Source organism: Pseudomonas sp. UBA5666 (assembly GCF_002420785.1).
Taxonomy (GTDB): Bacteria; Pseudomonadota; Gammaproteobacteria; order Pseudomonadales; family Pseudomonadaceae; genus Aquipseudomonas; species Aquipseudomonas fulva.
In genome coordinates, this window is the sequence record NZ_DIIQ01000042.1 from 1 (window position 1) to 12,897 (window position 12,897).

Sequence of the window (12,897 nt, forward strand, 5' to 3'; positions counted from 1 at the left end):
TTCAGATCGAACATGAGGGCCCCTGGCGAATTAGACGGTGCAGGTGTGTTTGAAGGCGTTGATCAAGGGGCAAGCTTTGCTCGAGCGACTCCTTGACGGCGGTCTGCCAGATGGGCTCGAGTGTCAATCTGTCGCCAAGCAGGGCGAAATGGGTGACGTAGGTGATCAGGTCTTGCTGCTCGATGAACCCCGCTTCTCGCGCAGCCTTGAGGTATTTACGCACTCTCCCCAGGCGGACGCTGTGGCACTGTTTGGCTTGCCCACTGACGGTCAGCGAGGTTTTCAATTGATCGGCAAGGCGATGTTCGAGGGGGTCTACTGCCAGCGCTTCCCAGCACGCAGCGTCCAACGTGAGGTCTTTGAGCGCTCGGGCGGCCGGCCTGTCGCCGCCCATCAGGCAGCCCCAAATTTCTTCATTGGCGTCCGGATAAGGCACCCACCAACTGTGGATCGGAGCGAACCATTCGACGAGTTCAGGCAGATCCTTACGGCCATGCAGCACGCGTAGGCAGTGTTCGGTGTGATAACGCAGTAAATAACGTTGCCCGTCAGGTCCCAGCACGGTATTGGCTTGCGCCAGGTGCGAGGCCAAGGCAGCAGTGGGCAATGCGCTGACGATCCAGCCGCATATGGCATCGGCTGCTAACTCGTTCAATTGCCAGAAAAGGTTGGATTGGCTTTGTACTGTAGCCTTGCCTTTGACGGCATACAAACCGATGCCGCACTGACGCACGTTGCTAAATTCGGCTTGTTGCATCAGGGGGTGCAGTATTCTGTGCTCACGTGGGACAAGGCGTTTTAACTGTTCAGGGCCTAATGTGGAAAGTTCGAGAACGGCGCTAAGTTGGTAGCGTTCTGCTTGTCGCAGAGGAAGAAAAAGTTTTTTGGACAAGGTGTTTGTCATGACGGGTTCCCCTCCAGGCGAACGACATTCCGACCTTCTGTGATTGCTTTCAATAAACAGCTGATGCAGATGGCTTCACCAGGTGTTGGCGTGGCGCGGATGGCCAGGTCATGTGAACGCCCTGTTGGGGTTTGTGCGACCGGGCCTTTGATGTTGATTGCAATGGCGTCAATGGTAAGGCCGCTGCCGTCGAGCCTTAATGTTGCGCCGGGTGCCCTGATGGTCAGGCTTCCTGATGCCTGGAGCTCCAAGACTTGCGTCCCTTGGCGAATCGCTTGCCCTGCCCGTAGCTCGACATGACCGGCGACGTGTTGCTCCAGGTGGCCGCCAATTTCTATCGAATGATTGGCTGTGGTCTTGTCATAGCGATTGTTACCGACTTGCTCCGTACGATCTTGTGCCACGTTGAGCACGCGATGACGTCCGATCTCAAGTACATCATCCTGGCCGATCTGGCAGTGATGATCTTTCCCAACGTTCAAACGTTGATCGTTGCCCACGTCCTCGTGTCGGTCATGACCGATATCGATGTGCTCATCCCGCGCTACACGTTCACACCTGTCGTTCCCAATCTGCGTCGTCTCATCGTGCTTGACCACATTGTTCTGATCCCTTTCGGCATGGATGAACACCTCCTGGCGTCCCAATTCATCCTCGAAGCGCAGCTCATTGAAGCCGTCACCCTTGTGGGTCTGGCTCTTGATGGTCATGCGGGTCTTGTGTTCAGGCAGGTCGTAGGGCGGCAGCTGATTGCCACAGTACGTGCGCCCGGTGATCATCGGCTGGTCAGGATCACCGTTGACGTACTGGATGATCACGTCCTGGCCGATTCGCGGAATGGCCATCGAGCCCCAGCTGCCACCGGCCCAGCCTTGTGACACCCGCACCCAGCAGGAGCTGAATTCGTTGTTCTCGCTCTCGCGATCCCAGGGAAAGCTGACCTTGACCCGCCCCCACTCATCGCAATAGATCTCTTCGCCCTTCGGCCCGACCACGGTAGCCATGTGCGGGCCGTCAATGCGCGGTTTTGCCAGAGGCGAGGGTCGCCATTCGATCCTGCCGGGGACCAGGACGGCGCTCAGCGCGTACTGCGTGCTCTGCTCGGCATTGGTCGCCTCTTCCTGCAGGCTGGTGAGCTGGCTGCCTTGGTGAGTGACCGTGTTCACCCGCCAGTGCGCATTGAGGTCGCGTCTGGGGTGACCGGTCAGCGTGAAGCTCAGGCCCGGTTGCAGGCGCACATCATCACCTTGCACGTGCGCCAGCCGCACATCGTGACGCAACGCCATGACCCGGTTTTCCGTGAACGGTTTACCTACGGCATCGCGCTTGTAGCGCCCTGGATAGTCGAAATACTCGTAGTCCCTGGATTGGTGCTCCAGGAACGGGCCCGTGGCCCTGTGTTCCTGGCGGTAGGCCGGGTTGGTGAAGGTGTAGTCACGCTGAACCTGGCTTGCCGTGCGAACCTGTTCGCTGTAGTTCAAGCGGCGCAAGCAAAAAACCGGTTGGTCCCCACCGCTGTTGGCGTGGTACAGGACGGTATGGGCGCCCAAGGGCTGATCGTCCCCGTGAAAGCCATCGTCTTCATCGTCGGCAGTGACGGCGCCATGGCTGATCAACCCCAGTGACAGCAGCCGATCGGTGATGATCAGCGTGTGCTGTTTTTCACTGTGGGCGAAGCGATAGACGAAGCCTTCTTCGGCTAAAAGGCGTGCGATGAACGCCAGGTCCGTCTCGCCGGCCTGAACGCAGAACTCGCGGACCTGATGGTCCAGGCTGGCGTGGATTTCGTACGGGTCGATGCCTTGGCGCTTAAGCATCAGCGCCAGTATTTGCGGCACGTTCTTGTGTTGGAAGATACGCCAGTTCGAGCGCAGGCCGGCGCGGGCCAGGCGTGGCTCGACCAGCGCATGATAGTAGGTGCGGTGGAAGCCGCTTTCAGCCTGGGTGAAACGGCTGACCAAACCGTGCACGTAGCGCACGGGACGCGCGCCGTTCCAGAGGGTGAACAGCACCGGCTTGTCGAGCAAATGGCCGAAGTCGATGTCCTGTTCGTGGCTGATCAGCTGCAGTTCGAGGGTGAATGGCTGACTGATGCCTTCATTGAGTGTGAACGACACCACTTCGAATTCCGCATCGCCAACCAGGGGTTGGAAGCTGTAACGCAGGTCAGATTGGCGAGGCATAAGCGATCCTTGTCTGCCGGTCGAGATTCAAACTATCCAGGTAACCCTGGCTGCCAGGGGCACGCCAGTGGGGTCAGGCGATCCGGTTGCGCCAGTTGTTGGCGTCTTTCTGCAACTCACTGCTGCAAGATGCCGTTCAGCGAACCCAGCACCTCAGTGGTAATCAGGTGCAGCCGGTAGCTGTAGATGCTGTAGGCCACGGCCATGGCCCCGGCAGATACCAGCAATGGGCTCCACGACGGCCATTGCCGGCGCATGCGTAAGTTACGGGGAGTCACATGGGGGTAGGGATCGCACACGTGTTCTGGCGTGGGTCCGCGCAGTTCACGGATGGTCCCGTGGAGTTGGTGGATAAGGGCGTTCAACGACGCCTCACCGTTCGGCGCAATGGCGTACCTGCCCTTGAGGCCCAGGCACAACGCGAAGTACATGAACTCCAATGCATCCAGATAACGCTTGGGTTCTTGCATCAGGCGCGAGAGCACGGTGAAGCACTTTTCCCCACCCCAGGTTTCGTCGTGGAAGATGCTGAGCAGGGGTTCCTGGCTCCAGCAACTGGCTTTGCCCCAAGGCCGTTCAATGACTGCACCATCGATGTACAGACACAGGCCGTAGGAGTACGCGAGCAACTGAGCGTGCTCGTAGCCGTGCTGGCGCATTTCTTCCCTGATGGTGTGGATCTGGTTGCGTACCTGTTGATGCACGGCCTTGATGTTCGGCAGTGAGTTCAGTGTGCGCAGGCGAATCACCAGGCCGAACAGGGGAGCGGCGGCATCCAGCATGGGGTTGGCATAGCCGCCGCGTAGTTTGAAGTCGGGGTCGGCGCGGTAACCCTGCGAAGGCATTTGTGCCTGTGCGCGCGTGTTGGGGGCAGTAACGGATCTTCCTTCCGCCGTTCCTGGCTTAGCCATCGCATCGAAAAGGCCCGTGTTGTCATCCTGACGATCGTTACTCGCATTCCTCATCTCACCAACTCCTCTTTGCCTGGAACGATCGTTGCTGCCGACCGTTGCCACGGAGCTGATGGAAAGTTGCCGGCCTCTGGCAGTCGAAGCAGCGTTGGGCATCGTGCGACCCCCCGTTGCTGAAGTCGTGACGCTGCGTACGGGTTTGTTCCATGGCAATGGCTCTGTGTGGACGGTCATGCACACCGCGGCGATTGGGTGATCAGGACAGTGTTCCAGTTGCCATCTTTTATATTATTAATTGCTGTTTTCGTCGCGCAGGGATGTTCTTAACTTATCGTAGGAAGTTTCGTTGTGAGACGCACTTCCTATAAGCGTTCTTGGACTTCAATTTAGGTGTTGCCGACAACGCACGCTTATCCTGCGTAAGGTTCAGTCGATCACTTCAAGCACTAATGCCCAACTGAAAATTCGCCTGCTCATTCCCATCACCGCCCGCTTAACTGGCAACCTACTTAAATGTCCTCTATCGTCAAACCACAGCCTCAATCTATTCGACACCTTATGAACCCTGTCATCCTGATTACCGGCGCCAGCCGCGGTATAGGTGCTGCCACTGCACTGTTAGCTGCCCGGCATGGCTACCACTTGTGCATCAACTACCTCAGCAACGATGAAGCTGCCCAAGCCATCCTCAGCCAAGTCCGTACCCTGGGTGCCAAGGCTATTGCCGTGCGCGCCGATGTCAGCAGCGAAGCCGAGATTATCGCGATGTTTCAGCGTATAGATAAAGATCTGGGGCCTATCGCGGCCCTGGTAAACAATGCCGCCACCATCGCTCCCCAAACCCGTCTCGAGCACATGACCGAGTCGCGATTGCTCAGCATGATGAAGACCAACATCGTCGGCCCCATGCTCTGCACCAAGCACGCCGTACTGCGTATGGCCGCACGACACGGCGGAAATGGCGGGGCCATCGTCAACGTCTCATCCCTGGCCGCCCGACTCGGGTCGCCGAACGAGTACATCGACTACGCCGCCTCGAAAGGAGGGCTCGACACGTTCACACTGGGCCTTGCCAAAGAGCTAGCTGCGGAAGGTGTAAGGGTCAACGGGGTCAGGCCCGGTTACATTCATACAGGCTTTCATGCGCTTTCGGGTGACCCAGATCGGGTCTGCAAACTCGAATCCGGGTTGCCCATGGGCCGAGGCGGGCGGCCCGAGGAGGTGGCCGAGGCGATCATCTGGCTGCTGTCTGACAAAGCTTCCTATTCGACAGGTACATTCATCGACCTAAGTGGCGGAAGATAACCGGCCGCCCGCATCATCAAACGCGCCTGTTCGAGCCAGCGTCATGGCCGGCCAGCAGCAGGGCCACCTGTTCGACCAGCGCGGTCAGTGCAAAGGGCTTGCACATCACTGCACCCTTACGCGACATGGCGACGCCCTGTTCATCGGCATAGCCAGTGATGTAGAGCAGGGCTGCCGAGTCGGGCAGGGCGGTTTCCAGCTGCTTGCCACTGACTCTGCCTGGCAAGCCGATGTCGGTGATCAACAGCGACGGCTGCAGGCCGGCCCTCAAAGCTTCCAAGGCCTGCGAGCCTTCTGCAAAGGCGCGCACCTCCATCCCTTGATCAATCAGCAGTTCCTCTATCACCAGACGCAACGTGTCTTCGTCCTCCACCAGCATGACCAGATGTTTATCCTGCCGGGATGGCCAGGATGGCGTTGGTACGTTGGCAATGCTCAGCGCGATCTGGCCTGTGTCCTTGGGTAGATAAAGGTCCACACACGTGCCTTGCCCCGGCGTGCTGGTGATCTTCACCTGACCGCCGGATTGACGAATGAAGCCATAGACCATGGGTAGCCCCAGTCCCGATCCCTGGCCAAGTGGCTTGGTGGTGAAAAACGGCTCCATGGCACGTTCTGCCACATCGCTGCTCATTCCCACGCCGGTGTCACTGATAGAAATCCTGACGTACTCGCCTACAGGCAAGTGAAGACGGTCGGCCAGCGAAGGCTGCACCCGCACGTCATTGTTGCGAATGGCCAGCATCCCGCCTAAAGGCATGGCGTCGCGTGCATTGATGCACAGGTTGAGCAACGCGTTTTCCAGCTGGGAAGGGTCGACCTGGATAAGCCAGTGTCCAGGCGTGGTGTGGTCCTGGAACTCGATGCTGGCGTGCAACGAGCTCTTGATGAGATCGTGCATGCTGGTCACCAACGCATGGACGTCGACCGTCTGTGGGGTCAGTTTTTGTTGCCGGGCGAAGGTCAGCAGGCGTTGCACCAGGGTAGCCGCCCGCTTCGTATCCTGCCTGGCCAACCCGATGAGCCTGGCAACATCCGGATAGCGACCTTCGGTCTGCCGCTGAGCGGCAACCTCCAGCGCACCCATTATGCTGCCGAGCAAGTTGTTGAAGTCATGGGAGATCCCGCCAGTCAGCTGGCCGATGGCCTCCATTTTCTGGGACTGGCGCAGGGTTTCTTCCACTTGCTCAAGGCGCTGCTGCTCAGCGACGCGCTCGGTGATGTCATAGGCGAACATGAAACCACCCTGCACGACCTGGTCGGCATCGAGCAGCGGGTTGTAGCGCACCTCGTAGTGACGGACATCCGATTGCAGGCCAATGGCAACGGTGTCCACGAAAGACTTACCCGCCATGATCCTTGGCCACAGCCCGCTCAATTGTTTGACGATATCCGGCTGGTCGGCGATGAAGTCGGGGATGTACTCACCAACCCTGGGCACCAGGCCGCGCCACCGCTTGAAGGTTTCCTGCGCGGTACGGTTGATCGCCAGCAGCCTGAAGCTGCAATCGGCCGCGAATACGTTGGCAACGCTGTGATCGACCAAGTTGCCCAGCAGCTTGCGACTGGCAAGCTCTCTGTCTACTTGCTGTGCCAGTTCCTGGTTGAGCGCCTGCAACTGATTGACGTCAGCGTTTTCGTCGGGCCTGCCGGTGAACAGAACCAGCAATGTTCGCTCGCAGGCGGGCTCGAGGCGGCTGACTTTCAAGGTCAGCCAGCGATTCGAGACCGCCAGCCGCTGTTCGAAGTGCATGGGCACACCCGTGCGAGCCACCTCGGCGAAATGTGGGAGCCATTGGTCCACTTCGTCAGGAATGGTTTGCCTTGCGGTCAAACCCACCTCTTTGACATGAAGAGTGTGGCGGGCGCAGGCCTCGTTGTACATCAGGTAGCGATAGTCATTGAGTTGGCCGTGCTCATCCTCAAGCACTTGCAAGATGCACAGGCCTTCATCGATTTGCTCGACGACGGCGTCATACGCAGCAGCCTTCAGGCGCAGCTGCTCGTGCTCGGCCTCGAGCTCAAGCAGCCTGGCCTGTAAGGCTGCGCGGTCGTCCAACGTCGTTTGTGATGTCATGCGGGCAATTGGGCTTGGAAATTTCGACAACTATAGCCGTGTGTGCATGAGAGGTTAAAGGCACAACTCAGAAAGAACGAATGATCCGCCCCAGGGTGGCCATTGCCTGTTCGGCACCTTCGTTCCAGGGACTGCCATAGTTGAGCCGGATGCAGTTGCCGAAGCGCCGGGTGGGCGAGAAGATCGGCCCCGGGGCAATGCTGATGCCTTGCGCCAGCGCCATGTGGAACAGCTTGAGCGCGTCCATCTGTTGCGGTAACTCCAGCCAGAGGAAATACCCCCCTGACGGTTGACTGACACGTGTCTGTGCCGGAAAGTGACGCCCGATCGCTGCCAGCATATTGGCTTGCTGGCCTTCGAGGGCATAACGCAACTTGCGCAGGTGCCGATCGTAGCCACCGTGCTGCAGGTAGTCGGCGATGGCAGCCTGGGCCGGCATCGAGGCGCAGAGCGAGGTCATGAGCTTCAACCGCTCGACCTTCTGTGCGAACCGCCCAGCGGCGACCCAGCCGATGCGATAGCCCGGGGCGAGGCTCTTTGCGAAGGAGCCGCAATGCATGACCAGGCCCTGGGTATCGAATGCTTTCGCAGGCTTGGGGGCCTGCTGGGCATAATAGAGCTCGGCGTAGACATCGTCTTCGATCAGGGGCACTTGATGGCGAGTCACCAGCTCGACCAACGCCTGCTTCTTGGCCTCCGGCATGCTCGCGCCGACCGGGTTCTGGAACGTGGTCATGCACCACACCGCCTTGACCGGGTGTTTTTGCAGCGTTTGGGCGAGCACCTCCAGGTCCATGCCCTCGCGGGGATGTACGGGGATTTCGACGGCTTTGAGTTTGAGCCGTTCCAATACCTGCAGGCAGGCATAAAATGCGGGCGCTTCGATTGCAACCAGGTCACCTGGCTGGGTGACAGCTTGAAGACAGAGGTTCAAGGCCTCCAGTGCCCCGTTGGTGATCAGCAGTTCTTCCATCGGCAGCATCAGTCCGCCGACCATGTAGCGCAGGGCAATCTGCCGTCGCAGTTGCGGGTTGCCGGGCGACAGATCCGTGACCGCCACCCGAGGGTCCATGGCACGGCTGGCGCTGGCCAGTGACCGGGACAGGCGCTGGAGAGGGAATAGCGATGGGCTCGGGAAGGCTGAGCCAAAGGGTACCGTGTTGGGGTCTTTGATCGAGTCGAGGATGGAAAAGACCAGGGCACTTACGTCCACATCGGTGGACTCGCTGATCGGGTGCAGCGCTTGAGGCTCGCTGAATTGGCGAGTCGCATGGGCATTGACGAAGTAGCCCGAGCGCGGCCTGGCGCGGATCAGCCCACGCCGCTCCAGCAGGTAATACGCCTGGAATACCGTGGAGGGGCTGACCCCGTGCGTTTGGCTAGCGTACCGCACGGAGGGCACGCGCTCACCAGGGCCCAGTACGCCGGAGCGAATGAGTTCGGCGATGTCGTCGGCGAAGCGTTCGTAACGTTTCATTGTGGCCTTCTGTCGAAGCCTGGCAGGCAAGAAAAGTGGAGTGTAGGCGTCATCGGTTCATGGGCGCCACGAAGCGGCTGTGCGCAACGCTGCGCACCGAATCGTCGTCGCGTTCGCTGATTTCGAATGTAAGCGGCACCGCACTGCTTTCGGGTCGGTCGGCCAGCATCGCCACGGACACCGGCATTTCGCTCATGTCGCCGGCGGGTACAGTAAGCGCTGTCTGCCCCTGCAGGGTAAAGCCCTCGGCATCGAGCAACCGAAGCGCGTAGTGTTGAGTGTGCTCGGTCTTGTTGATCACCTTGAGCAGGTAGATGTTCTCGATCTGACCCATCGCATTTTCGCGGAACAGACCGCGGTCTTTGATCACATCCAGCGATACCATCGGCCGCAGGTACAATGCCACGCACAAGGCACCGATCATCACCAGCAGTGCTGCGGCGTAACCGAGCAGGCGTGGCCGTAGCCAGTGCGTAGTACCCCCTTGCAGGCTGTGCTCGGACTTGTACCCGATCAGCCCGCGTCGGTAGCCCATCTTGTCCATCACGCCGTCGCAGGCATCGATACAGGCCGCGCAGCCGATGCAGGCCATTTGCAAACCGTCGCGAATGTCGATGCCAGTAGGGCAAACCTGCACGCACAAGGTGCAGTCGATACAGTCACCCAGGCCCTGGGCGCGGGGGTCGCTGCCTTTCTTGCGCGCGCCACGTGCTTCGCCACGGCGCGGATCGTAAGCGACGGCCAGGGTATCCTTATCGAACATCACGCTCTGGAAACGGGCGTAGGGGCACATGTGCAGGCAGACCGCTTCGCGCAGCAAGCCGGCATTGAAGTACGTGGCCGTTGTGAAGAACAACACCCAGAACAGCGCTACGCCGCCCAGTTGGAGTGTCAACAATTCGGCCGCCAGCGGACGAATTGGTGTGAAGTAGCCCACGAAGGTCATGCCGGTGACCAGCCCTATGGCCAGCCAGAGCGAGTGCTTGGCGATGCGCCGGGCGGCTTTGTCCACGCTCCAGGGGGCTGCGGCCAGCTTGATGCGTTGGTTGCGGTCGCCTTCAGTGACTTTTTCGCACCACATGAACAACCAGGTCCAAGTACTTTGCGGGCAGCTGTAACCGCACCAGACGCGCCCGGCGTAGACGGTGATGGCGAACAGGCCGAACGCACAAATGATCAGCAGCGCCGAGAGCAGGATGAAGTCCTGCGGCCAGAAGGTAGCGCCAAAGATGTGGAATTTGCTGTTCTCCAGGTCCCACAGCACGGCCTGGCGGCCGTTCCAGTTCAGCCAGGCAGTGCCGAAGAACAGGGCGAACAGGGCGCCGGCGAAACCAATGCGCAGGGTGCGAAACAGCCCGTTGAAACTGCGCGTGTGGATGGCGGCTTCGCGAGTGCGCCGGGAAGGATTGGCAGGAACAGCGGCGATCACTGAGTAAGGCGTTCTATCGGTCATGGCTCCGTGCTCTTCTAGCCTGAATCAGGCCTGTGCACTATGGCCTTCACTCTGCTAGCAGCACAGGCTCAGCCTTGGCGATAAAAACCATATCAGTTGCGCCGCATGCCGTGCATCCCCCTATATGATCGAGCCTGGCGCGGTGCTCTTCAGATGCCTGCGGCTATCGACCGCACCGGCCACCGTCAGGGCATCTGCCTCTAATTCGGTGATAGGCGTGCGCATCTCGGCCAGTACCGCCACTGACATGCGCATTTGCTCGTCAGTCAAGATCTCGACGTCGCAGGCGGCGCCTTCAAGACGTTGCTGATCATTGATGAGCGTGCAGCGTTGGGTTTGGGCATCGATTTCCACTGGCATGACAAGTCTCCTGATGTGATTCGAACGGTTGACCGCAGGGTATTGGACATCGTTGCACCCTTTGGCTCAACGGCACTTTGCAGAGGCACTCAGGGTCCATGAATGTGAAGAGGGGATGCTGGGCCCGGTGTTGGGTGCAGCTGTGCAGCCCATTGCCGGCAAGCACGATCGTATGGGGGCCGTGGTTGGTGTATTAGCACTTGGGGCAAGCATGGCCCTGCCACCTAGGCACCTGACGTTCGCCAAGCAGCCAGCCTTAGAAGAGAACGTACAGGATGGAAACTATCTGGCACGCGATCCAGATCGAATTTGCAGACGTGACCGATGCGCACGAGGTGACACGCATTCTTGTACGTTTGTTGATGGCAGCGTTGCTCGGCGCGGTATTGGGGTTCGAGCGGGAACATCGGGGCAAGTCTGCCGGGGTGCGCACGCACATGCTGGTGTCGCTCGGTGCTGCGCTGTTCGTGCTGGCGCCCAGCATGGCAGGCGCCGACGAACAGGCCCTCAGCCGCGTGATCCAGGGCATCGTCGCCGGCATCGGTTTTCTCGGGGCGGGCACCATCCTGAAAGGCAACGGACGGGACACCAGCCACGTGAAAGGGTTGACGACCGCCGCTGGCCTCTGGATGACCGCCGCCATAGGCACTGCCGCTGGGATGGGCCGGGAGGCCACCGCATTGATAAGCACGGTGCTCGCGTTGTTGGTGTTGGGCACGATGCCAATGCTGGTCGAGAAGGCCGAGGGCAAGCACGAAGAGAAGCAGAAGGAGGAGGGATAAGCACTAAGGGGAGCCGAAGCTCCCCCCAAAGCGTTGCTGCTTGCTCTTTTTATTATTAGGGCTGGCCTGTTGTTGTTTTTGTCAGCCTGCCCGGGTGGTGCAAGGCCCCCATTCGGGGCCAAGAGCAAACGTATTTTTTTGAGCGCTGACCGACCTTCATCACGTACGATCCGAGTTGGCTGCTGCTACCTGGAGGTAGTTTTGTTGTTCTGTGCCAATTCGCGGGGCTTGCCCCAGGAACGCGGGTCGACTCCAAAAAAATCTGCTTGCTACGCCTCTGCCGTGTTGTTCTTGTTCTGTCAGAGCCGTTCTCTATTATTTTTATTGAGTGATGCTTTGTTGTTCTTGTTATACAAGAGATATAGCAGTTCGCGTGCCAGGTTTTAAAAATCCTTTTGAATCAATGGGATGAAGAAATTCGCAAAAGCGCGACGTCGGTAAAACCACACCAGATGTTTCCGTGATACCCGTATCTGGCCTCGTCTTCGCTAAGCGGTAACACTTCACCCACACGGACGTGACACCTTGATGACCTAGCGCGTCTGCCACGCACGTGCAACGCGCGATCCGTTGGCCCTTCCCAACACCGTGCTGATGCGCTGCCCGGCCTCGATCAGGCGTTGCAGGTCGATACCGGTCTCGATGCCCAACCCATCAAGCAGGTAAACGACATCTTCGGTTGCGACGTTACCCGTCGCGCCCTTGGCATAGGGGCAGCCACCCAAACCCGCCACTGAGCTGTCGAATATGCTGATGCCTTCAAGGAGGCTCGCATACACGTTGGCCAGGGCTTGGCCGTAAGTGTCGTGGAAGTGCCCCGCCAATTGCGCGCGGGGTATATGGCCCGCCACCACCTCGAACAAGCGTCGGACGTCACCAGCAGTACCGGTGCCGATGGTATCGCCCAGCGACACCTCGTAGCAGCCCATCTGGTGCAGGGCGCGCGCCACCGGCAGCACCTGCTCCGCACGGACCGAGCCTTCGTATGGGCAGCCGAGTACGCAAGATACATACCCACGCACCCGCACACCCTGGGCTCGCGCGGCCTCGATGATGGGTTCGAAACGTTCCAGGCTCTGCGAGATGGAACAGTTGATATTGCGCTGCGAGAACGCTTCTGACGCGGCGGCGAATACCGCCACCTCCTTGACGCCCGCCGCCACGGCATCTTCGAAGCCTCGCAGGTTGGGCGCCAGGGCTGCGTAGGTGACGCCCGCACGCTGCTCGATACTCGCGAACACCTCGGCCGAACCGGCCATTTGCGGCACCCACTTGGGTGAAACGAAACTGCCCACTTCGATGTAGGCGACGCCAGACGTTGTCAGGTCGTCCACCAGCCGTACTTTGTCGGCAACAGGGATGGGCTGGGCTTCGTTCTGTAGCCCATCGCGAGGGCCAACTTCTACCAGACGAACTTTTTCAGGCAAGGACATGATGAGGTTCCT

General features: G+C 59.5%; 10 protein-coding genes. 2 read left to right on the top strand and 8 right to left on the bottom strand.

All coding sequences use genetic code 11. From position 1 onward, the window contains the following. Position 1: 1 nt before the first annotated feature. From B2Y33_RS17985 to icmH, 3 genes are all read right to left on the bottom strand, one after another. Positions 2-904 (bottom strand): DUF4123 domain-containing protein, encoded by a 903-nt coding sequence (locus B2Y33_RS17985; RefSeq protein ID WP_206405507.1) that lies wholly within the window; start codon positions 902-904, stop codon positions 2-4. Further along, positions 901-3,087: a type VI secretion system Vgr family protein gene (locus tag B2Y33_RS17990; protein WP_206405508.1), complete on the bottom strand. Its 2,187-nt coding sequence runs from the start codon at positions 3,085-3,087 to the stop codon at positions 901-903. The genes B2Y33_RS17985 and B2Y33_RS17990 overlap by 4 nt, the downstream gene beginning before the upstream one ends. 116 nt (positions 3,088-3,203) lie before the next feature. After that, the gene (gene icmH / locus B2Y33_RS17995) at positions 3,204-3,998 is read right to left on the bottom strand and encodes a type IVB secretion system protein IcmH/DotU (RefSeq protein ID WP_241194910.1); all 795 of its coding nucleotides are present in this window, start codon (positions 3,996-3,998) and stop codon (positions 3,204-3,206) included. A gap of 558 nt (positions 3,999-4,556) precedes the next feature. On the opposite strand from icmH, the gene B2Y33_RS18000 reads away from it, so the two are divergent. Next, complete coding sequence (locus B2Y33_RS18000; RefSeq protein WP_028687497.1) at positions 4,557-5,303, top strand: SDR family oxidoreductase; 747 nt, start codon at positions 4,557-4,559, stop codon at positions 5,301-5,303. A gap of 16 nt (positions 5,304-5,319) precedes the next feature. On the opposite strand, the gene B2Y33_RS18005 is transcribed toward B2Y33_RS18000, so the two are convergent. The 4 genes from B2Y33_RS18005 to B2Y33_RS18020 all read right to left on the bottom strand — a co-directional run bounded on the left by B2Y33_RS18005 (position 5,320) and on the right by B2Y33_RS18020 (position 10,670). Next, entirely contained in the window at positions 5,320-6,963 is a 1,644-nt protein-coding gene (locus B2Y33_RS18005; protein ID WP_376744004.1) for a PAS domain-containing sensor histidine kinase, read from the bottom strand. 484 nt (positions 6,964-7,447) lie between these two features. Then, the gene (gene mapR, locus B2Y33_RS18010) at positions 7,448-8,857 is read right to left on the bottom strand and encodes a GntR family transcriptional regulator MpaR (RefSeq protein WP_059183962.1); all 1,410 of its coding nucleotides are present in this window, start codon (positions 8,855-8,857) and stop codon (positions 7,448-7,450) included. A gap of 49 nt (positions 8,858-8,906) precedes the next feature. Further along, on the bottom strand, positions 8,907-10,310 hold the full coding sequence (ccoG, locus tag B2Y33_RS18015; protein WP_088523489.1) for a cytochrome c oxidase accessory protein CcoG: 1,404 nt from the start codon (positions 10,308-10,310) through the stop codon (positions 8,907-8,909). Between the two features lie 120 nt (positions 10,311-10,430). After that, the gene (locus B2Y33_RS18020; protein WP_059183964.1) at positions 10,431-10,670 is read right to left on the bottom strand and encodes a DUF3203 family protein; all 240 of its coding nucleotides are present in this window, start codon (positions 10,668-10,670) and stop codon (positions 10,431-10,433) included. 275 nt (positions 10,671-10,945) lie between these two features. On the opposite strand from B2Y33_RS18020, the gene B2Y33_RS18025 reads away from it, so the two are divergent. After that, positions 10,946-11,452, top strand: a complete 507-nt coding sequence (locus B2Y33_RS18025; RefSeq protein WP_027914891.1) for an MgtC/SapB family protein — start codon at positions 10,946-10,948, stop codon at positions 11,450-11,452. 533 nt (positions 11,453-11,985) lie between these two features. Here B2Y33_RS18025 and B2Y33_RS18030 read toward each other — a convergent pair. Continuing rightward, positions 11,986-12,885 (bottom strand): hydroxymethylglutaryl-CoA lyase, encoded by a 900-nt coding sequence (locus B2Y33_RS18030; RefSeq protein WP_028687492.1) that lies wholly within the window; start codon positions 12,883-12,885, stop codon positions 11,986-11,988. Positions 12,886-12,897: the final 12 nt, after the last annotated feature.

Coding starts and splice junctions, on each gene's coding strand:
- B2Y33_RS17985 (WP_206405507.1), bottom strand. CDS start 904: ATGACAAACACCTTGTCCAAAAAACTTTTTCTTCCTCTGCGACAAGCA.
- B2Y33_RS17990 (WP_206405508.1), bottom strand. CDS start 3,087: ATGCCTCGCCAATCTGACCTGCGTTACAGCTTCCAACCCCTGGTTGGC.
- icmH (WP_241194910.1), bottom strand. CDS start 3,998: ATGGCTAAGCCAGGAACGGCGGAAGGAAGATCCGTTACTGCCCCCAAC.
- B2Y33_RS18000 (WP_028687497.1), top strand. CDS start 4,557: ATGAACCCTGTCATCCTGATTACCGGCGCCAGCCGCGGTATAGGTGCT.
- mapR (WP_059183962.1), bottom strand. CDS start 8,857: ATGAAACGTTACGAACGCTTCGCCGACGACATCGCCGAACTCATTCGC.
- ccoG (WP_088523489.1), bottom strand. CDS start 10,310: ATGACCGATAGAACGCCTTACTCAGTGATCGCCGCTGTTCCTGCCAAT.
- B2Y33_RS18020 (WP_059183964.1), bottom strand. CDS start 10,670: ATGCCAGTGGAAATCGATGCCCAAACCCAACGCTGCACGCTCATCAAT.
- B2Y33_RS18025 (WP_027914891.1), top strand. CDS start 10,946: ATGGAAACTATCTGGCACGCGATCCAGATCGAATTTGCAGACGTGACC.
- B2Y33_RS18030 (WP_028687492.1), bottom strand. CDS start 12,885: ATGTCCTTGCCTGAAAAAGTTCGTCTGGTAGAAGTTGGCCCTCGCGAT.